This window comes from Clostridium sp. CMCC3677, assembly GCF_023845585.1.
Lineage (GTDB): Bacteria > Bacillota > Clostridia > Clostridiales > Clostridiaceae > Clostridium > Clostridium aquiflavi.
The window spans coordinates 370,252-392,648 of the sequence record NZ_JAMQHS010000002.1; the positions used below are offsets into that span (position 1 = coordinate 370,252).

A 22,397-nucleotide genomic window follows, 5' to 3' on the forward strand; every position below is an offset into this window, starting at 1 on the left:
ATTTAAATAATTTTAAGTCAGTTTATAGGATTTTTAATTAGTTATATATCACTCTAAAATGTTTCATCTGTATGTTTAGGATATTTTTTTACTGTTTCTATTGCTTTAGAAACCTCTATTACTATATCAGTCTCAAATTGCTGATACATCCCACTTATTTTAGCCATTATTTCACCTTTATTTGTTGATACATAATATGGTTTTAAATTATTAAGGGCAAGTGCAAAAATATCTTTTTTGCATTTATCACATTTGCACATATCATTTTCAATTAATAACTTTTCCATACACTCTTTTACCCATATTTCCATATAATTTATTGCTTTTTCCATAATAACCTCACATCTTCCTTATAAATTTATTTTTTCTTTTACAATATCTATAAGGATTTCTTTATTATTTAAGTCTGGATTTATAATTACTAATTCTAATAATTCATTTAACATTTCACCAATGTTCTTTCCTTTTTCAAGACCTAAACTTATCAAATCCTCACCATTTATATTTAAATTCTTTAAGTTAAAACATTCATTATTAAAAATTACGTCTTTAAGATTTTCTCTAATATATAACAACTTTGATAACCTTTCTTCCTTATATGATGGATTTTGAGATAATATTTCAGCTTCTTTTACTTTTAACAAATCTTCAAACAAATCTAAGTTAATTAAATTTAATATTTGTTTTATTTCTAATTTTGTATTTAAAGAATTATTCATATACCTTATCAAAGTTGTAACTTTATTTACTGTATAATTATCATATTTAAATTCTTTTAAAAACTTTTTAACTTGTAAAATAGTATACTCTATATCTTCATTGTTTATTTTAATTAAATTATGAAATAACATAGTTAATTTTAAATATAGTTTTTTTTCTATTGCTTCAGTAGCCATAATTGTATGAGCATATAAATTATCATTATAATATATATTATCAATTTTGAAGTCATAAAACTTAATTATTTCTGGAACAATATACTCAATTAGGCCCGTTTCTCTTAAAACATCAATACCTTTTGTATTACTCAAAAGTATCTTATTAAATTCTTCTCTAATTCTTTCTTTGGATATGTTTTTTATACTATCTCTTAAGTTTTTTATTGAATTTAATGTCTCATTTGAAATACTAAAATTTAATTGTGATGAAAATCTTATAGCTCTTAACATTCTTAACGCGTCTTCAGAAAATCTTTTTTCTGAATTACCTACTGTTTTTATAACTTTTTTCTTTAAATCACCTACTCCTTCAAAATAATCTATTAATCCATCTACTTTATTATATGCCATAGCATTAATTGTGAAATCTCTTCTTGCTAAATCTTCTTTTAAATTTGATACAAAATTTACTTTTTTAGGATGTCTACTATCTTCATATTCTCCATCCATTCTATATGTAGTAACTTCATAACCTTCTGAATTTATAAGTACAGTTACTGTGCCATGTTTAACCCCTGTTAATATAACTTTATCAAACAATTTTATAACTTCTTCGGGTCTTGCTTTAGTTGATAACAATAGGTAAGACTTTGAAGTAATCTCCATCTTTTCCCCTGTTTCACACCGTACGTGAGTCTTTCGAACTCATACGGCGTTCCAACAATTGATTATCTTTTTAAATTAAATAACTGAATTTCCTACTAACTTTCTTAAAGAATTGACTCGTTTTATCCCCTTTTCATCAAGGGATAATAAACCTAGATATTTTTCAATAGTATCTTTTTTTGTGCAGTGGATTAGCTTATGTGCTTCTCCACTTATCCAAACTAAATTTTTGTATTCATCAGACCCATATAATTCTTTTGGAATTTTATGGTGACATTCCATATTACCTATTTCTAGGTCTAATCGTGTAATATAGCACTTACCCTGTTGCCCAGCAATCAATGATGTTCTATTATCATCAAACTCTGCAGTATTGTTTCCATTTGTTGTTCTTAATAGGTAGTCGATCAAATGTTTATACCCTCTAAGATTTTTATGGATTTTCTCTCTACCTTGTTTTGTATAATTACATACGTCTTGACTAAAGTTCATAGGTGGTTTAGTTTTACAACCATAGATTGGAAATAATGTTATATCATATATTGTTCTGACTTTACCATTATAATTTCCATATAACCGTTCATAGGTTTTTGTAAACTTTGGCTTATCTGATATCCAATTCTTTAATCGTATTTCCAAGGTTTTTGTTACTAAGAAATTAATTTGCTTAAAGTCCAATGATATATTTGTTGCACTATTGTAATAATTATGACTTCCTAATATCATTGAATTCATATTTAATACCTCTTTATGATTACATTGCTTTTTGATTTTTTTAATTTGTTCCTTTAGCTTGTTAATAGTATTCTTTTTAGCCTTATCACACATTCTACTTTGGCAAACATATTTATTTTTTTTAGGTTTAACCATAAGTTTAAATCCTAAAAACTCTGTATAATTTTTTCTTAGATTGGTTATTTTAGATTTATCGGGACTTATATCTAAATCCAGTCTTTCTTTTAACCATAATCTTGTAGCATTATATATTTCTTGTGCAGTTTTATAATCTCTACAGAATATTTTAAAGTCATCAGCATATCTTACTAACCATATTTCTTTTAGGTTACTATTTCTCAAAGTTTTATGAGCATCACCTTTAAATTTATATTTATACTTTGTTTCAAAGGTTTCCCATTGGGAACTAATCCACCAATCCAATTCATTTAGAACTATGTTAGATAATAATGGACTAATTATACCGCCTTGTGGTGTACCTTTACTTGGTATTCCTATGCCTTGTATTTCTGATTTTAGAATTTTTCCAATAATACTAATTAAGTTTTTATCTTGGATACCTAAATTCCATACTTGTTTTTTAAGTTTGCTATGGTTAACATTATCAAAGAAACCTTTGATATCAATGTCCACTACATAATGTAACTTGTTGATGTTCATTAAACTCATACTTCTAGCTATAGCATGGTCTGTCGACCTGTTTGGTCTAAAACCATAATTATGATTGTGAAATTTAGCCTCACATATTGGTTCTAATATCTGTTTAATGCATTGTTGGATAATTCTATCTTCAATACATGGAATACCTAGAGGTCTAGTTTTACCGTTTGGCTTAGGAATCTCAACTCTTCTAACGCTTTTAGGCATATAATTTGCAAGTTTATTTTGAATACATACTACTAATTCTTCTGTATTCATTACCTTAAAGTAACTTATATCAAGATTATCAGTTCCAACAGTTGTTGACCCCTTATTTTTCTTAATATTTCTATATGCTAGTAAGATATTATTTTTAGAACTTATATACTGCATTAATTTAGTAAATTTCTTATTGCTACTAGATTGATTGTACAGATTGTCAAATATGCTTTGCATTGTGTAATATTCATTATTTCTTAGCATCTGTCTTTTCTCTAGTTTTAAGCTTTCCCCCAAGTCTATTACTTCCTCCTTTGTATAACTACAAATTGAGTTTCATATCTCTTAGTCTTACTCGAACCTTGGATTCATTCATTTATTTAATTGTCAAATATCAATTGTCTAGTGGCTATAGCTAAATTATCATTACAATAATTATCTTAGCTTTGTGCCACCACTCTCACTTAGATTAAGATAAGTTATAGAAATAATCTTTTCCTTATCAATACTTCATAGATAGCAAAATCTCCATATTCTAAGCTTTCCTTGTTCCGTTATCACTATCTTTACATATATCCGTAGGTCGTTAGTCTGAGCCTGTAAGCTTGATAATGCCTGTAACATTATATGGATTTTCATAACGTAAAATCTTACTAATCCACACTTACAACACTTATGTGTTATATTCATTTCTAAATATTCTGGGTTTAGACCCGTACATTCCCAACTTCGTCAGCTACTTAGTAGCATCCTAACCATAGATATTTTATAGACACCCGACCTATCATACACTCGACTACCTCTAGTTCGCATTTCGTAGTATAACTAGGTTATACTTTACGGTGATTCTCAGCCGTCTTCACCGAGCTTTTAACCCTTCAATGTTTGCTCATTGAAACGCTAATCGGAGTATTAGTGGAAACCCTTCAAGACGTTATTCTTTCATTTGATTTCTCGTAATAACAGTTCTTAATTTCTGAATTTAATCAGCTAATTAGGCTAATCTTTTCAATTAGCAACAAGTCGCACTTATATCCCAGTCTTTAGGAATATTATTAAGTATACTATCTCGTACACATCCACCAACTATATAAGCTTCATGACCATTTTTCTTTAGAGTTTCAAGAATAAATCTAACATCATCTGGAATATTAATGTTAAAATTCATATTTAAAATCCTTTCTCAAATATCTCGTGTACTATACAACAAGATATTGTATTTTTATTATTATATACTACCATTAAGTCTCAAAATATCAAAATTTATAAAACAAAAACCTTAAGGAAATAAGTTTAATAATTTCCTTAAGGCTTTTCAAATAATTATTAATCATCAGCTACATTTCTATTATTATAAGAATACACATTGTAATCTTTCCATATTTGTTCTAAACTACCAAACGTAGTTGAAATACGATCTTTTTCTCTCATTCCAACTGCAATAACCAATGCATTTATTACAGATAAAGGAGCTACTAATGAATCAACAAATGATGCCATATTACTTTGAGCAATTAAAGCATAATCTGCTTTAGAAGCTAAAGGTGATAATAAACTATCTGTTAATGCTACTACTTTTGCTTTTCTGTCTTGTGCAAAAGCTAATACGTCTATAGTTTTAGCAGCATATCTTGGAAATCCTATTCCAATAACTAAGTCATCTTCGCCTATATTTATCATTTGTTCAAAAATATCTGAAATTCCATAGCTTACAATTCTTACATTTTGAAGAATTACATTTAAATAAAAACCTAAAAATTCTGCCAGTGCAGTTGAACTTCTAAGACCTATGATATATATCCTTTTTGCTTCAAATATACTTTGTACAACATTTTCAAAAACATTTTGGTTTATCTTCTCTAATGTTGCTCTGATATTTTCCATATCAGCTTTAAGTACACCCTTTAATGCATCTCCATCACTATAGTAGTCATTTTGAAGTTCTATTCTCTGAACAGTTGTAAGTTTGTTTTTTATAAGTTCTTGTAATGCTTTTTGTAACTTAGGATATCCTGAGAATCCTAATTCATTTGCAAATCTTACAACAGTTGATTCTGATACCCCAACTGAAGTTCCAAGCCTTGCTGCCGTCATAAATGCAGCTTTATCATAGTTCTTTAATATGTATTCTGCAATTAATTTTTGACCTTTGCTTAATCTTGAAAATTTAATTTGAATGAGTCTCATTAAATCTTTAGTATTTTCATTATTATCATTATTTATATCATTCATGTTTTTTTATCACCCTATCGTTCACAATATTGAATAATATTCATTTAAATTCTATCATCTTACAATCATATATTCAAGGAATATTGAAATATTAAGAATAAAAACTCTTAATTTGCAAGTTATTACTGAAAATCATTCATTTATATCAGCAAATTTATTAAAACAACATGATTTTATAAGTTTCTTATATAATTTAACTCCTCAATAGTTAATTCTCTCCACTCACCTTTTTTTAGATATTTTAATTGTATTTCTCCTATTGACACTCTGTTTAATGATAATACTTCATGATTTATAGCTGTACACATTTTTCTTATTTGTCTATTTTTCCCTTCATGAATACATACTTCAACTGTAGATTTTCCATTTTCATAACTTAAAACCTCTAGACTCGCCGGTGCTGTTACATAGCCTCCAATATCGATTCCTTTATTAAAAGTATCTATGTCCTTTTTTGACACTTCACCATTAACTACTGCTATGTATTTCTTATTTAGTTCTTCTCTTGGGTGAATTATTTTATTATATATGTCTCCATCATTTGTTAATAAAATAAGCCCTGAGCTATCATAATCTAATCTTCCAATTGGATATATTCTTTCACTCACTTTAACTAAGTCTAAAACTGTTTTACGTCCCTTTTCATCCTTTGCAGAAGTTATATATCCTTCAGGTTTATTAAGAATTATGTAAACTTTATTTTCTTCCTTAGTTATTAAGCTACCTTTGTATTCAACTCTATCTTCTACAGAATTTACTCTAGTTCCAAGTTCTGTTACAACTACTCCATTAACTTTAACTTCTCCATTTAATATTATCTCTTCGCATTTTCTTCTTGAAGCTACGCCACAACTTGCCATATATTTTTGTAATCTTTCTTCCATAATACTAATCAACTCCATAAAATAAACATTTATTTAAGTAACACTTAGTTTTTAATAAATCTATACTAAGTGAAATTATCTTAAATACATATAAATTAATTTTTTATATTGCATTAATAAATATACCATAATTTTTATATTAATTGATATTAAAATTATAATTATAAATAATAAACCTAAGTTTCTTAATACTTTCCTCTCAAGAAGAATAGAAATTAGCATAAGAAACTGGTTTATTATTTTAATAGATTACATGCAAATAGAGGCTATATTGCCTCTATTCACATAATAAAGTGACTTTGCAATCTGCGTCACTGTTATTCTATTTGTCTAAAAATCGGAAATTACCAGCATCCTCCGCCAAAGCCTCCACAGCCTCCGCCAAATCCGCCTCCGCCAAATCCGCCAAATCCAAATAGAATTAATATTATCCAGATCCATCCGAATCCACCGAAGCCTCCGCCGAATCCGCCTCCGCCGCCATTATTGCAGCATGGATTGCAACATGGGTTACAGCATGGATTGCAACATGGGTTACAGCATGGGTTACAGCATGGTTTACAACATGGTTTGCAACAGCATTCGCATTTACAACAATCACAAGATTTCTTTGACATGTTTACCAACTCCTATTCTTTCGTTTAGTATATATTATTCAAACTTTAAATTTTGTGTTCTATTGTTTAAAAATAATTTTTCATACTAGTTACTAGATGTTATTCCTAGAAATCCTATACTTTCCTAGACATTAAAGAAAGAGTCATACCAAATAATTTTGATATGACTCTTCTCTAATAAATTTTATGCTAACTTTTTTGATATTTTTTTAATTATCATATATATTATAATTCCTACTATAGCTGATAAGCCAAAATCTACTCCAAAGCCTATTAAATAATCATTAATAGATATTTTTTCAACTAAATAGTATGAGCTAATAAATTGTTCTTTATAATTTCCTAGTATTAAATCGCTTAAAATTATACCAGATGAAATTGCTATATATACTATCACCAAATTTTTGCTCCATGCAGATCCAAAAAAACCCACATTAGTTTCTAAAGAATTTTTTCTTTGAATATAGTTTAATATAACCAAGGAAACTACTATGATCATTATAAGTATGCATGATGCTATAAATAAATTTCTCATTCTAATTTCATTAGCACATATATATCCATCAAAAAGTCCAGATGAATTAAATCTATTTAACTCTTCAATGGTACGTTCTCTAAAACTCACTCTATTTATCCACATACAATAATAATTATCAAATTTTCTAATAATTGAAAATACAAATGAAAATGGTATTATAATCATAAACATTATGCCAACCATATTATTAGAAAACATAGCTTCTATAGTAAGCATTATTATTATTCCTAGTATTCCAAATAATACAATTCTTATAATTTCAACCATAATTATAGTTGAATATCCATTAATTATTACAAAGCTATCCATATTCCTAATATAGAATGTAGCTGCTATATATAAATATATCAGAATAAAAAATACTAATGTAATCATATAACAAAACAATTCATTAAATTTTATTTGTTTCTTAGTATATGGACCACTACATAAAAATATCTCAGTATTTCTTTTGTTATTTCCAAAAGTCAAAACATATATTACTAAAAATATTAATCCTAATACAAAATATTGCTCTAATCCTGCCGTTTTAAAACTATTAGAATCCAATTTCTCAACACCATACATTACACTTCTATACACACTACCAATTAAAGAATTAGCATATACCCCCCAAAATAGAATGCCTGCAATTATTGCAAATTTAGCAGAATTAAACCATTGATAAATTAAAGCCTTATTTAAATATCTTTTCATTGTTCTCCTCCTTATCTACTTTGTAAATAAAGATATCTTCTAAGCTTAAATCTATTTCTTCCATAAACAATGGATTAAACTTATTTAAAGCTTTTATAAATTCTTCATCATATTGTTCTGTTATAATTGTAAATACTCGTCCAACTTTAGATATCTTAAATACTCCTTTTAATTCTAAATCCTCTTCATATGTTGGCTTATCAAATGCTACTTGTATTTTCTTTATTTTATTTTTCATATTTTCAATAGAATTTTTATAAGAAACTTTTCCTTCATCCAATATAGCAACTTCATCACATATTCTTTCTAATTCGCCAAGGTGATGAGAACTTATTATAATAGTAGCATTATTATTAGCAACTTCATCTATAAATATCTTTAAAAGCTTATTTTTCACTATTGGATCAAGTCCAGATGTTGGTTCATCTAAAATCAAATATTTTGCTTTAATTGAAAATGCTAATGCCAAAGATAATCTCATTTTCATTCCCTTTGAAAATTGAAACACAAATTTATTTAATGGTAGTTTAAATATTTCATTTAATTCATTAAATCTATCAATATCAAAATTTTTATATGCATAATTATAGTATCTCAAAACTTCCTTAACTTTAAAATTATAAAAGAAGGTATTTTCATCTGCTACAAATCCAATATTTTTTTTAACCTTTGGATTATTATACACATTTTCATCATTGTATTTAACTTCTCCTTCACTTGTCTTATAAATTCCACTTAAACATCTAAGCAAAGTAGATTTGCCTACTCCATTAGGACCAATTATCCCAAATATTTTTCCTTCATTTATATTTAAATTAATATCTTTTAAAATTTCTTTATCATCTATCTTAAAAGATAAATTACTTACCTGAATCACGATCTTTTCCTCCTAATTCATCAAATATTACTTGTACTATATTTAAAAATTTCTCTTTGTCTATTGAAACATAACTTGCCTCTAAAATTAAATTCTTTAATTCTTCTCTAATTTTCTCTAATTTTTTTGAGTCAGTAGTTGATTTTATATTATTAGTTATAAATGTTCCCTTTCCCCTCAATGTTTCTATAATACCCTCTCTCTCTAATTCCCTGTAAGCTTTACTTATAGTATTAGGATTTATAGTTAATATCGATGATAATTCTCTAACTGATGGTAATTTTTCACCTTCATTTAAAGCGCCCTTTAAAATTAATTCCTTAATTCTAAGTTCAACTTGTTCATATATAGGAGTACTGCTCCTTGGATCAACCTTTATCATTATGATTCTCCTTAATTATTTCTCCATTATCATCTATATCCCAAATACTTATATAATCTATTACTTTCCCTTCACCTTCATCTACTAATATCATATCTATCATCTGTTTATTTAAGGAATTTGCCCTTGGGTACTGTGTATCCGCTTTAATCCTAACAACATTAATATTATCTTGTATTTTATAATTGGATAATCTTGATGCAGCATCAATATACTCCTTCTTTATTGAGTTAATCTCTTCTTCATCTAATTCTTGTTTTTCTATGTTACGAATAGTTTCATAATCTATTGCTGATCCTGCAATTCTTTTTCTTAATGAAAGACACTCACTAAATTGCTTGCTAGCCACCCAGTCACTTTTTTCATTAAATACTATAGTTTTATTGTTTTCTAATTGATTTAATATTTCATCTGTGGTATTAAAATGTACTTGCTTTTTGTATATCTTATCACTAGATCCTATGCAAAGTAGTGCTGTCATAACTACAAATCCACCTAAAGCTACTACTATTTTAGATTTTCTCATATACTTACCTCCTTGTATTAAGTGTATTACTTTATATAGTACACTTTTATTATAATAAACTATAACTTATAAAGATATTAGTTATTTCTTAAAAAACTCTTAATATTATGTTCATATCTATTAAGAGTTTTTTTAATTAATAGGTTTTAACTTAATGCGTAATTATGTCATAAAATATTATTAAATTATCAACATTATTTAATAACTACTCATACATATCTTTTTTAACAATTAACTGTATTCCATCTTTATTTTTTATATATTTAAATTCTTTATTTGCACTATGTACAAATTCTTCTATCCACTTACTTCTTAAATGGTAAAAATAATTAACATCTCCATGCTCTTTATTCCAGATAGTCTCATGAACACAAATTTTTATTTTCCATTCAATATTATTTTCATTTGATGAAATAATTTCATTTACTTTATCACTAGGTATTCCATCTAGTATATACTTATATATACCCTTAAATATCTGTGGAGCTGTTTTTAAATCTACATGTTTTTCTAATAGTTCTTCAGCAGCTTTTTTTCCTTGATTTTTATAAAGAATTTCAAGTTTATCTTTTGCGTTACTATTATTATTTATAATTCTTGTAATCCATGCAGCAGTTCTTTCTTCTGCTGAAGTAATCTTTTCTTGTAACCATCTACTGACATCATTTATATCAACCATTTCTTCTAAAGGAAGATTAGGAAGTTTTGGTCCATATTCTTCATTTATTTCTTTAATTAAAAGTTCAATATTTAAGCCCTCATTTTCAGCTAAATTAATTATATCTTCTTCTAAACTTTCAAACCATAAAATTTTATTAAATAACACATAATGTGCTTCTTCAATGTACAAACTCATAAAATTCCTCCTAAGATATATAACTTAATATAAAGTATACTATCTTTTATTAATTCATTATAAATAAATAAAAAAGACTTTATAAATCTTTTCATTCTTTTAACAAATACTATACTTTTATTATTCACTTTTATTAATAGAATTATAATGCAAATTAGCTATTTAAATTACACTTATTTAAGAATTAAAATTTTCTTTATAGAACTACTAAATTTATAAGTTTTAATTAATTAAAAATGTATTATGTAAATACAAATAAATGTAAATAATTAAGTTTAGAATACATTTTTCATAATATATGTTTGAGTCAAGTAAGCTCTTACTTGAAAGAACTTACTTAATATGATATAATTCATAGGTCTAGTATATTGAATTATATACCCCACTTTTTACTGTTTCTTGGTACCAAAACAGTATTAAGTGGGGTTTTTTATTTAAGAAAGGACTGAAAACAATGGAAACAATAACTAAAAATAAAATGGGAATAAAACCTGTATTTCCGCTATTGATGTCAATGTCTTTTCCACCTATGATTTCAATGTTTGTACAAGCTCTCTATAATATTGTTGATAGTATGTTTGTTGCTAGAATAAGCGAAGATGCATTAACTGCTGTTTCTCTTGCTTTTCCACTCCAAAATTTTATTATAGCAGTTGCTGTTGGTACAGGTGTGGGTATAAATTCTTATATATCTCGTAAATTAGGGGAAGAAAGTTTTGATGATGCAAATAATGCAGTAACTCATGGATTAATTCTTGCATTCATAAGTTGGATAGGATTTATTCTTTTAAGTATTCTTGCAATAAAACCTTTTTTTAATTTATTTACAAATTCAGAAAATATATTTAACTTAGGCTGCAGTTATTCATATATAGTTATTATTTTTTCTTTTGGTTCATTAATACATATCGCAATAGAAAAAGTATTACAATCTACTGGAGAAATGCTTTATCCAATGATGCTACAAATATTTGGTGCTGCTATGAATATAATACTTGATCCAATTATGATATTTGGATTATTTGGATTTCCTGCATTAGGAATTAAAGGAGCTGCTATAGCTACTGTAATTTCACAAATTAGTGCTATGTCCTTAGCTGTTATCATTTTGGTATTAAAAAAACATCACGTTAAAGTCAAGACTAACAATTTTAAATTTAGTTTCCCTCTTGTTAAGGAAATATATACAGTAGGATTTCCTTCAATATTAATGTTATCATTAGATTCTATTTTAGTTATGGGATTAAATGCTATACTAGTTAACTTTTCTAATTTGGCAGTATCATTATTCGGTATTTATTTTAAATTACAAACCTTTGTATTTATGCCGATAAAAGGGTTAACTCAAGGTGCAATGCCTATAATGGGATATAATTATGGAGCTAATAACAGACAACGTTTAATTATTACTTTAAAATCAAGCTTAATTGTGTCTATAATTATTATGATGCTTGGTAATATACTATTTGCTGTATTTCCTGATAAATTACTTATGTTATTTAATGCATCTGAGGAAATGCTTTCTCTTGGAACTGTTGCATTACGTGTAATAAGCATTAGTTATATTGCAGCATCATTTAATTTTATATTTCCTACATTATTTCAATCTATTGGAAATGGACTTTATAGCTCAGTTATATCATTAATGCGTCAACTTATAATTATATTGCCTATTTCATATATATTATCAAAATCAATGGGACTTATGGGAGTATGGATTTCATTCCCTATTGCAGAGATAATATCTGCTATAATTTCAGTTTTATTATTTGTTCGTATATATAAAAGGGAACCCATATTTAAAAAATCAAACTAGTACATTTATAAAATAAAAGGCTATGTTTTAAGTGAATGTTGATATTTTAGTATAAGGGCGAACTGGCGTTGGAATTTGCTTTTTAGAACTCTTAAGTGAGAATCTAAAAGTAAGTGTCCAAATTTTACATTTGGAAACATGAACTTACTCAGCGAATCTAAATGAGTCGAGTTTCATTTTTAACTTCTGTCCATGAGCTTTATACTACAATATCAACACTGTTTTAAAACATAGCCAAATAAAAAGGTATATATAGTAATTTTTATTTATTATACACACCTTTTTATTGCTTAATATTCTATTTTTATTTTATACCATTAGCATTTCTTGTATTTTGTTTAAAATATCATATATTTCTGGATATTTAAAGGCTTTACCAGTGTTTATCATTTCTTTAAATTTATTAATAGATACCCATTTAATCTCGCTAACCTCTTCTTTTTGTAAAACTGCTCTTGATATATCATAATCTTGTTTTACTGCAAACACATCCCATATAGTATTTCCATGTGTTAAATTAGAAATTAGTATTAAATCTTCATTTGACATCTTTAAATCAATTTCTTCTTTTGCTTCCCTAATACATCCACTCTTTGTATCTTCTCCACTTTTTATGTATCCAGTTGTCATTCCCCAAATATTCGGTAATACTTTTCTACAAGATGCTCTTTTTTGAATTAATATTTCATTTTTACTATTTACTACCCATAATTCAATTGCAAAATTAAATTCATCCTTTTGCAAAGTTTCACCTCTTCTTTTTACTACTCCAATTTTTTTACCATTCTTATTATATATATCTAATAGCTCGTCCATCATAAGTCCTCCATTTGTTATATTAATGTTTTATTTAATACATTATAAATTTCTAATAATCATATACATATAATTTTATCCATTCTTAATATAAATTATATCATTTAACTATTATAAAAAAAGAAGTTCCAAATAATTAAATTTGAAACCCACCTTAATATTAAGTTATTATTTTATACATCAATTAAGTCATATTAGAAAAAATTCCAAGTACATCTAATATTCCGTATCCCCACTGAGGATTAGGATATGAATCTCCAGGTCTTTTTTTAGTTCCTCTTGTTAAATAAGTTTTTATTGTTTGAGAATACATATAAGGATCATTTCCTTCAACAATTCCCCATTGAAATAATATAGCACAAGTTCCAGCAACAACAGCAGCGGAAACACTAGTTCCATTTACTGTTGTAATTGAATTATTAGGAGCTACAGTTACCGCATTTACTCCACCTGCCGCAATATCAACCCTATCAATATAATCATCTAAAAATGACATTCCTGAATAATTTACTATATTATTATTGTTTTGATTATATGCAGCTACTGTGATTATAGCTGTTGATCCACCTGGATTAGTAAATGTACCAAAAGGGTCCGATGGGCTTAATGAAGTGTCCCCTATTGATAATCCATATTGAGGTATCCATATGTTATAGGTTCCATCTAATACTAAATTAGCTATTAATTTTATTTGCCATATTCCGGGTTGTAAATTATAAAATTGTATACGAATCAACTCGTCTCCTGTATTTTCTTCTGGAATATAAAATTCAATTTTTATTGATGTCTTTTCAAAAACAAAATTGTACTCTTCAGTAAGGTTAATTATAGCAGGTACTATTCCAGTATTTTCTCCTGAAGGTGATACTATATCTACTGTCATTATATTAGGTGGGTCAATCCAAATTTCTGCCCACAAATATTTTTGATCTGGCGATACATTTAATTCTATGGTTCTTGTTTCACCTTCTTTAGCAATCACACCTGAAGCATGCCCCGCCCTAGATCTTTCATTTCCTGCACCTGTTACTACAACTATGCCTCTACTATTAGAAATTGATTCTATATATTCCTGTAAAATACCATTTCCTCTATGATTTCCAGAGTTACTTCCAAGTGGAAGATATATAACCATGGGTTCAGTTTTTCTTAAAGCATATTCATATAAGAATTCTAAAGCAGAAAATATTGCAGTAATATTAAAAATAGGAACTTGTGCATTAAATTGAGCTTTATTTGAATAGTCTTCTATTAATTTTACAACTACAAATTTGCAATCAGGTGCAACTCCTTTAAGTTCAGGATTTTTACCTGTGGCACCAATTATTCCACTCATACTAGTTCCATGTCCAACTTCATCAATGCTAGGTACAATGTCATATGGTGATTTCCCTTGCCTATAAGCATTTATCGCTTCATTTATCTTATCTTTTATATATAAGGCTCCATATGGTATAAATTCAATTTCATCATCTTTATCTGATGTTATTGTTTGATCCCATATACATTCTATTCTAGTATCACCTTGTAAAGTCATAAACTCACTGCTTAAATAATCAATTCCAGTATCAATAATTCCAACAACTACTTCTTTGCCAGTTAATTGAAGAGGTAAATCTATCTGTAAACTCCTTACTTGTGAAGCTTCTATAGGTGTAATTTCTTGAAGTGTATAAGTTTCTGTCCCTTTAACATATACAATATTAGAAAATAAAGGATCATTTACATTAATTTTCTTTTCTTTTGGAGTCGAAATTATAGCATATTTATCATTAACTGTTGCTATGTAATATCCTTCCTTCTGCAATGCTTCATCATTGATTTTACCTTGATATTGTACAATGTAGTGATTATAATCTGTATTGTTAAAAAGATTTCTAGGCATATTAGATTCATATCTTAGCATTTCGTATCATCTCCTTTGGAATCCTTATGAATAGTTTATCAACTTGGTATTTAATAAAGTTGTCATTTCTAAAATTCATATTCTCCCTAGTTTTTATATATTTTCTACTTATAACATTAAATGTCCCCAATATATCAAAACTTCCATATCCAATTTCTCTATTTGGATATATATATTCTGGTTTTCTATAAGCACCATATATTAAATAACTCCTGATTTTAGTGGAATACATAGTAGTATCATTTTCATCAACTATTCCCCATTGCAATAAAAGTGCACATCCTCCTGCAATTACAGCTGTTGCAGCTGAACTACCCGATACAACAGTAGTTTCTCCTAGAGCTTTTGTTGTTAAAATATTTATTCCTACTGTAGCAATATCTGGATTAATTAAATTATTAGTATTGAATCCTTTTCCTGACGTTGCAACTAATGACTCATTAACTAATCCATGGTATGCAACTGTAACCACTTTTCTAGCAGTTGCTGGAATTGTTAATGTACTAAATGGATCGGGTTCTAAAAACTTTGTATTTTCTGGTAATGTTGCTTCAGGCTGAAGCCATGCATTATATACACCATCACTTATATAGTCTCCTCTTAAAATAAATTTCCATATACCAGGATTTATATTATTAAAAATCAATTCAATAACTTCATGCCCTGAAAAATGTTCAGGCATATAGTAGTTAAGCTTTAATTTAGCTTTTGAAAAAACAAAATTAATTTCTTCTCTTTTATTTCTTTTGGCTTGAATAAAACTGCTCTCTTCTCCTGTAGGTGAAATTACATTTAGTGACATTTTATTAGGTCTTTTTACCCATATATTAAAAGAAAAATTTTTCATTTGCCTAGGTATATTTAATTCCATACTATCTGTTTCACCTACATTTTTAATAAGGCCTGATGCATGCCCTCCTGCTGCCCCTTCATTTCCAACTCCTGCAACTAACGCTATCCCTCTTATGCTAGCTATAGAAGTTAAATATCTTGAAATTAAATTATTACCATCATGACTTCCTTCGGTTGTACCAACCCCTAAATATATAACCATTGGCTTATTTATTTTTATTGAAAAATTCTTTAAATATTCTATGCCTGCTAATATTTCAGCCGAATTATATACCGGTGTATATTTAACATTATTTTCTTTTAAGCTTTTTTGATAATTTAAAGATTCAAGGAGTTTTACAACTACAAATTCACTATCATTTGCAACTCCCTGAAAGTTACCATTATACCCCCTAGCTCCAATTATCCCAGCCATTTCTGTTCCATGACCTATATCATCTTTTGATGGAACAATAGCATATGGATCCTCTTTATTTTTATAGGCATTTATTGCTTTATTTATTTCTTCATTAGAATAAATGTTACCAAGATACACAGATTCAGCTTTAACATTTTCTATACTTTGATCCCATATTTCAACTATTCTCGATGTTTCATCTTCCCTAATAAATTCATTATTTAAATAATCAATTCCTGTATCTACAATGCCTATTAATACACCTTTTCCTGTTAAATTTAAATATGGATTTTTCTTTATTGTTAATATTTGATCAATTGAGCTTGGTGAAATATCTTGCAATACAGACATACTTCTAAAATCAATAAATTTAATTGAAGGGACATCAATTAATATTTGATCTAAATATTCATATGGTGTTGATATAACACCTATAGTATTAGTTAATGCATCCCCACAAGCATATGGTATTTTATCTATTTGGCCTTTAAAATCACCCCTATATTCTACTAAAAAATTAGGCGAATCTCCTGAATAATATCCGGAACATATTCTTGAATTCATTTTTACCAATCTCCCACATTGTTTATAATTATTATTATGTGTAAATTATTATAAAAATTTCTTTTTAAGGATATTTTTATCTTTATATTCTTATAATGTAAAACTTTTGAAAAATTATCCGATAATTAAATTGTATGAATTATTTTATGAAAGGAGGATTATTTTCCATTATGATTTTAAATATAAATTCAAATAATATAAATATAGTTAGATCTAATAGTTTTAAAAGAATAGGTGAAATTAATAATAACTATAACAAAGATTTGAAAAAAAATAATGATGATAAAAAAACATCAAGTCTTAATATACAAAAACAAGATAACAATAAAAATGACTTAATTAAAAACCTTCAAAAGCAAAAACAGTATTTAAAAGAAAGAAAACAATCTTTAATTGAAACACCTATGGATCCTAAAGAAAAGAAATATAAACTTGAAGAAATAAATGAAAACCTTCAAGATATAGAAGCTCAAATTCAACAATTAAACATGAACGAAAAAGAAAAAGAAGTTCAAAAAGAGCAAGAAGAGATGTTAAAGAAAAAAGCTAAAGAAGAAGAGCTAAAAGCTAATGAAGATGAAGTGAGAGATGATATAATAATCTCTGCAAGTTTAAATGAACTTATAAAGTTCAGTCATTCTAATGATAATATTCATATGCTTAAAGATAGTAAAAATAGGCAGTTAGTTGAAAAGGGCTATATTAAACATGTTACCGACTTAAATGGATATACCAATCCAAATAATTACAACGACAAACGTCTAGCTCAAATCACTAAAAGCATATCATCTTTAGAGCATAGTGTATCTAAAGAAATCAATAAAATTAATAATGCTGCTAAAAGGATACAATATAAAACTCAAATAGCTACTAAAAAACTTAACTCTAATGATGATAAAATCAACAAAGAAAAACAAGTTGTGAGTGATGATAAAGAACAAGAAAATATCAAAGACAACTTAAAACAAAATTTAGATAAAAATCTAAAAACTAAGCAAAATAAATAACTTCTAAAAACATTTAAAATTCTAACTAAAAAATAGTAGATAGCTTTATGTAAAATAAGTTATCTACTATTTTAAATTGTATAAACTATAAATCAAAATCTATTTTATCATAATTTTTATATACTTTACTTATTTCATTCCTAACTTCAGTTAAAGCAAACCCTAAAAGATTTTCACCTTTCCACGCTGTAGGATCTTCAACATTGGGATTATCTTTACTCATGCCAATTCCCCATATGTTATCATAAGGACTTGCCTCTACTAAAATTCTATCTTTTGTGTTTAATAAGAATTTCCTTAGCTCTTCATTTTGAGTAAATTTAGTATAATTTCCATTTAAAATTATTGAATATTTATACTTATTCCAAGTATCTTCATCAAAATTTTTGATTTTTCTTCCTAATGCTTTAATCTCTTTAGGATGTTTACTATTCATTATTTTTTCTTCTATTTCCTTATCATTAAAAAGCTTTGCTTTATATGACATCATATATTGCTCCATACAAAAATATTTAATATGTCCTATATTAAAATCACTTTCATACCATTGACTAAAACATGATGTTGAAATCTCACCATTCTTAGAAGGTTGGTGTCCCCAAAAGAAAGTATATTTAATTTTATTTCTTTTACTAAAATCTTCTATTAATTGCTTCCTTGAATATTCTGGCTTTCCGTTCTTGGTCCAAAATTTAATATTTTTAAACGAAGTAGAAATTTCCCACATTTTAGGCTTTTCAAACAACTCATTGTATTTATTTTTCTTTTCTTCACTTAGCTTCGAAAACCATCTATAAAATTTTTCACTATATGATTCACCATCCCCCATTCTCCAACCAATACTTCCATTTGGTATATTAGGATACTTAATCCACAACGGAGCCATTAACTTATTCATATCATAATTACTCACAATTTTCACTCTTCTTTCTTTAATATAACTTAAAATTTTCCATGCAGTCTTTCTCTTATTTCTTTTAATGAATACTCTTTGATTAATTTTCCATCTTTAAATACAACTTGTAGTAAATTATCTTTGCAGTTTTCCTGTTCTTGTATTGTTAATTCATCTTTATAAAGAATATCATCATTTTTTTTATAAACATAACACATACCTTTTTGTGACTTTTTAAAGTTTCCATTATCCGTTTTAGGATCTTTAAATATAAACTTTTCTTTTCCATTTATAATTGCGTGAGTTGCTTTTAATGCAAATCCAAATGTATCACGAGTATTATATTGATATGTGTATGATCCGATTCCAAAAGTGCAATTATTTACTGCAAAACCTTTATTCATCAACTGCTTACATATTTCTTTGCATCGCTCTACTGTAATGCTATCTCCATAAATTGTTCCTATATGAGAATTTAAAACTTTATATCCTTTTTTATTTACTTGTCCACCAAATATCTCATATAAAAGTTCAACAGTTCCCTTATATTCTGGACTGTCTTTTGGAGCATCCTTATCTCCACAAATTATCTTAACAGGATCCCCACTATCACCTCTTATAACAATTTTTCCATCCCTATTTAAAATATCAGTTTTCAATATTGGAAGAATATTGGTTATTAGATTCCAATAATCATAAGTATCTGAAACTATACTTAAAATTCCACTTGGAAATACCTCATTAATTAATCTTTTATAAGCTTTAAGTTCATCACTACCATAACTACACATTACACTATGCTCTGTTGATGGAGTACCAATACCTATAATTTCATTTTCCATATTACAATTATAATAATCTTCTAAATAAAGAATTGAAGAAATAGTAGCTGTTCCAGTAAAAGAAAGTAAGTGTCCAGCACTACTAACTTGTGCACTTTCTATTGAACTAAAACCTCTCATACTAAAATCTCCACAAGCTTTAGTTACATCACCATTCACTACTGTTAAGTTAAAATATTCTTCTACAATTTCTCTATATCTATAAGCAATGGTTGCGCTTGTCATTGGTTGCCATATATTACAACTCATAAATGTCTCTAAATAATTTACAAGCCATGCAAACTCATCATGAGTATTAGTTATTTCAATCATTGGAGTCTTTATGTTAACTCTTATCCCCTCTGAAACAGCTTTAATTTGAATAGGCAAATATCCTAAATCATGAAGCTTTTCAATATGAGTAGTATCTGCTGCCATTTCCCCCATTGTTTTTGAAATAACTCTCTTATATTCATTTACTATTTGCACCTTAGAAACACTAAAAAAATTTTCATTAAAATAGTCAATCATATATTTTTTCAAAAAAGATTGCAATCCAAACATAACAACCTTATCCATATTTTCTTTTCTAGACATTCTAGGCGTCCAATAGCTCACAAGTTTTGTCAATCCTTCTGCATAACACATATGGTGTATTGTTTTATAAAAATCAGTTAATAGTAACGGACTCATAATTTCACACTTCCTCATTTTAATTACACCTCATATTTTCTTAAATTCTTAAATTCTTAAATTCTTAAATTCTTAAATTCTTAGGAATTATATTCTTTTATATTAATTTAGTTACATCTATTTTTTCATGCTCTCTATTTAAAATACTATTTGTTGTATAAACCTTTTTAATTAAATCCGTTTTTAAAATATCTCCCTTAAATATAGTATCTTCACAATGAGTTACAACTAAATATATTTCTGTAGCTCCCATTTCTCTAAGTTTACCTGCTGTAAGTGTAAATGTTCCTCCTTTTGAACATAAATCATCTACAATAATTGCTTTAAACTTGTTATTATCTAAAGTTCCATTTATATCAAGCTTTTTAATATATCCACTTTTAAAATCTCTTTCCTTATTTGCAGTTAATACTCTGCCAAATTCAATTTGCTTACTATACCTTTTAGCTGCTCCTGCATCTGGATAAACTAAATAAATAGGCTCATCTTCATTTTCTTTAACTTCATTTAAAACTTTTTCTGTTAATTCTTTAGACATATTAATTACTCTTACCCTATCAAGTAATGCAACACTTACGTCTGAATGTGGTTCATAAATATATACATTCTCAAAATCTAATGAATTTATCAATTTACAAACATGTTTTAATGTAAACACTGTCATACCTTCAGTTCTGTCCATTCTGCTATATGGCATATATCCCATAACTAAATTACATCTTAAATTGAATTCGTCTAAATGACCTTTAATAAATATTAATTTAGTTATATCTTCATCACTTTCAAATTTTAATTTTATCTCATTAACTTTTTCATTTATAATTAAGTTTTCACTACTAATTAATGATTCTCCATTGGGGAATTTTCTCATCTCAACCTTTTTTCCATTTAAATATAGCATTTCCAAATCCACCTCTCTATGTGAATATTTATATTATAATTTAAAATTTATGTTCAAAATTTTCATTAAACTTAAATACCTTAGCTGGTCTAAAAGGCTTACCTTCTATTTTTTCATCAGTTTCTATAATCATGTCATCCATTTTTCTTCTAAAATTTAAGATTTCTCTTCCCATGATTGCTTCGTATACAAATTGTAGTTCTTTCACTGTAAATAATCTTGGTAATAAATTTAATGCAATTGGTGTATATTCTATTTTATTTCTTATTCTATCAATAGCATAATCTAATATTTTGTAATGATCAAAAGCTAATTCTTCATTTGAAGTATTCATTAGCTTATAAGTTAAAACTTTTCTTCTTAATATACCTTTTTCTATTTTTTCAGTGATTTCATAAGAAATTTTTGTTTTTTCACAATCTTCAGCTTTAAGTTCTAAAATATATTTATTTATTATATATTTTTCATCTTTAGTAGATTCGATTAAATCTTTTTTTATCCAAAACCATTTTGTTTCCATAGTATCTTTTGTTTTATTAAAATTAATATTTTCTTTTGCTATTAAGGCTATATTTCCAACACTTATAACCCTAGTTCTTGGATCTCTCTCTACTTCTCCAAAAGTATATAATTGTTCTATATAAACATTATCTATTCCAGTTTCTTCTCTCAGTCTTCTTATAGCCCCTTCTTCTAAGCTTTCATCCATTTTTACAAAACCTCCTGGAATTGCCCATTTCTCTTTAGACGGATGATCATCTCTTTTTACTAAAAGCACTTCCATACCCTTTCTTGGAACTTTGCGTGAATTTTCTTCTAACACATCATCAGTGGTAAATATTATTACATCGTTTGTGACACTAGGTCTTTCAAACTCATTAACATCATAGTTTTTCAAAAATATTTTCTCATCTATATCTAGTTTTTCTTTATTCATACTTTTTCACCTCTAAACTATTTAACTTAATTTTTTAAGAGATTATT

At 27.0% G+C, this 22,397-nt stretch carries 20 protein-coding genes and 1 pseudogene; 2 read left to right on the forward strand and 19 right to left on the reverse strand.

Going from position 1 to position 22,397, the window contains the following annotated elements; all coding sequences use genetic code 11:
• Nucleotides 1–53: 53 nt before the first annotated feature.
• From NG901_RS03640 to NG901_RS03695, 12 genes and pseudogenes are all read right to left on the reverse strand, one after another.
• Nucleotides 54–332, reverse strand: a complete 279-nt coding sequence (locus NG901_RS03640) for a late competence development ComFB family protein (RefSeq protein WP_252212382.1) — start codon at nucleotides 330–332, stop codon at nucleotides 54–56.
• An 18-nt stretch (nucleotides 333–350) separates the two neighbouring features.
• Entirely contained in the window at nucleotides 351–1,544 is a 1,194-nt protein-coding gene (locus tag NG901_RS03645; protein WP_252212383.1) for a CCA tRNA nucleotidyltransferase, read from the reverse strand.
• Between the two features lie 75 nt (nucleotides 1,545–1,619).
• Nucleotides 1,620–3,434, reverse strand: a complete 1,815-nt coding sequence (gene ltrA, locus NG901_RS03650) for a group II intron reverse transcriptase/maturase (protein ID WP_252212384.1) — start codon at nucleotides 3,432–3,434, stop codon at nucleotides 1,620–1,622.
• A gap of 730 nt (nucleotides 3,435–4,164) precedes the next feature.
• Nucleotides 4,165–4,305: pseudogene (locus NG901_RS03655) on the reverse strand (CCA tRNA nucleotidyltransferase); the annotation flags it as partial.
• 158 nt (nucleotides 4,306–4,463) lie between these two features.
• Nucleotides 4,464–5,369, reverse strand: coding sequence for a MurR/RpiR family transcriptional regulator (locus NG901_RS03660; RefSeq protein WP_252212386.1), 906 nt, complete (start codon nucleotides 5,367–5,369; stop codon nucleotides 4,464–4,466).
• Nucleotides 5,370–5,542: 173 nt separating this feature from the next.
• Nucleotides 5,543–6,253, reverse strand: a complete 711-nt coding sequence (locus tag NG901_RS03665; protein ID WP_252212387.1) for a pseudouridine synthase — start codon at nucleotides 6,251–6,253, stop codon at nucleotides 5,543–5,545.
• Nucleotides 6,254–6,597: 344 nt separating this feature from the next.
• Entirely contained in the window at nucleotides 6,598–6,870 is a 273-nt protein-coding gene (locus NG901_RS03670; protein ID WP_252212388.1) for a hypothetical protein, read from the reverse strand.
• A gap of 184 nt (nucleotides 6,871–7,054) precedes the next feature.
• Nucleotides 7,055–8,104: a hypothetical protein gene (locus tag NG901_RS03675; RefSeq protein ID WP_252212389.1), complete on the reverse strand. Its 1,050-nt coding sequence runs from the start codon at nucleotides 8,102–8,104 to the stop codon at nucleotides 7,055–7,057.
• Complete coding sequence (locus NG901_RS03680) at nucleotides 8,085–8,981, reverse strand: ABC transporter ATP-binding protein (RefSeq protein WP_252212390.1); 897 nt, start codon at nucleotides 8,979–8,981, stop codon at nucleotides 8,085–8,087. The genes NG901_RS03675 and NG901_RS03680 overlap by 20 nt, the downstream gene beginning before the upstream one ends.
• Nucleotides 8,965–9,363, reverse strand: a complete 399-nt coding sequence (locus NG901_RS03685) for a GntR family transcriptional regulator (RefSeq protein ID WP_252212391.1) — start codon at nucleotides 9,361–9,363, stop codon at nucleotides 8,965–8,967. The genes NG901_RS03680 and NG901_RS03685 overlap by 17 nt, the downstream gene beginning before the upstream one ends.
• The gene (locus NG901_RS03690) at nucleotides 9,350–9,889 is read right to left on the reverse strand and encodes a hypothetical protein (RefSeq protein WP_252212392.1); all 540 of its coding nucleotides are present in this window, start codon (nucleotides 9,887–9,889) and stop codon (nucleotides 9,350–9,352) included. Before NG901_RS03690 ends, NG901_RS03685 begins: the two co-directional genes overlap by 14 nt.
• A gap of 205 nt (nucleotides 9,890–10,094) precedes the next feature.
• A complete protein-coding gene (locus tag NG901_RS03695; RefSeq protein WP_252212393.1) occupies nucleotides 10,095–10,745 on the reverse strand; it encodes a hypothetical protein in 651 nt (216 codons plus the stop codon).
• A gap of 454 nt (nucleotides 10,746–11,199) precedes the next feature.
• Here NG901_RS03695 and NG901_RS03700 point away from each other — a divergent pair, with 454 nt between their 5' ends.
• A complete protein-coding gene (locus NG901_RS03700; protein ID WP_252212394.1) occupies nucleotides 11,200–12,561 on the forward strand; it encodes an MATE family efflux transporter in 1,362 nt (453 codons plus the stop codon).
• Nucleotides 12,562–12,870: 309 nt separating this feature from the next.
• On the opposite strand, the gene NG901_RS03705 is transcribed toward NG901_RS03700, so the two are convergent.
• The 3 genes from NG901_RS03705 to NG901_RS03715 all read right to left on the reverse strand — a co-directional run bounded on the left by NG901_RS03705 (nucleotide 12,871) and on the right by NG901_RS03715 (nucleotide 17,096).
• Entirely contained in the window at nucleotides 12,871–13,377 is a 507-nt protein-coding gene (locus NG901_RS03705) for an NUDIX hydrolase (RefSeq protein ID WP_252212395.1), read from the reverse strand.
• A 184-nt stretch (nucleotides 13,378–13,561) separates the two neighbouring features.
• On the reverse strand, nucleotides 13,562–15,283 hold the full coding sequence (locus NG901_RS03710) for a S8 family peptidase (protein ID WP_252212396.1): 1,722 nt from the start codon (nucleotides 15,281–15,283) through the stop codon (nucleotides 13,562–13,564).
• The gene (locus NG901_RS03715) at nucleotides 15,270–17,096 is read right to left on the reverse strand and encodes a S8 family peptidase (protein WP_252212397.1); all 1,827 of its coding nucleotides are present in this window, start codon (nucleotides 17,094–17,096) and stop codon (nucleotides 15,270–15,272) included. Before NG901_RS03715 ends, NG901_RS03710 begins: the two co-directional genes overlap by 14 nt.
• A 170-nt stretch (nucleotides 17,097–17,266) precedes the next feature.
• Here NG901_RS03715 and NG901_RS03720 point away from each other — a divergent pair, with 170 nt between their 5' ends.
• Nucleotides 17,267–18,103: a FlxA-like family protein gene (locus NG901_RS03720; RefSeq protein ID WP_252212398.1), complete on the forward strand. Its 837-nt coding sequence runs from the start codon at nucleotides 17,267–17,269 to the stop codon at nucleotides 18,101–18,103.
• An 85-nt stretch (nucleotides 18,104–18,188) separates the two neighbouring features.
• Here NG901_RS03720 and ybiA read toward each other — a convergent pair whose 3' ends face one another.
• The 4 genes from ybiA to NG901_RS03740 form a co-directional block, all read right to left on the reverse strand.
• On the reverse strand, nucleotides 18,189–19,016 hold the full coding sequence (gene ybiA, locus NG901_RS03725) for a riboflavin biosynthesis intermediates N-glycosidase (protein WP_252212399.1): 828 nt from the start codon (nucleotides 19,014–19,016) through the stop codon (nucleotides 18,189–18,191).
• A gap of 29 nt (nucleotides 19,017–19,045) precedes the next feature.
• Nucleotides 19,046–20,515, reverse strand: a complete 1,470-nt coding sequence (locus NG901_RS03730) for a nicotinate phosphoribosyltransferase (protein ID WP_252212429.1) — start codon at nucleotides 20,513–20,515, stop codon at nucleotides 19,046–19,048.
• A 94-nt stretch (nucleotides 20,516–20,609) separates the two neighbouring features.
• Entirely contained in the window at nucleotides 20,610–21,413 is an 804-nt protein-coding gene (locus NG901_RS03735; protein WP_252212400.1) for a phosphoribosyltransferase family protein, read from the reverse strand.
• 40 nt (nucleotides 21,414–21,453) lie between these two features.
• On the reverse strand, nucleotides 21,454–22,350 hold the full coding sequence (locus tag NG901_RS03740) for an NUDIX hydrolase (RefSeq protein WP_252212401.1): 897 nt from the start codon (nucleotides 22,348–22,350) through the stop codon (nucleotides 21,454–21,456).
• Between the last annotated feature and the right edge of the window lie 47 nt (nucleotides 22,351–22,397).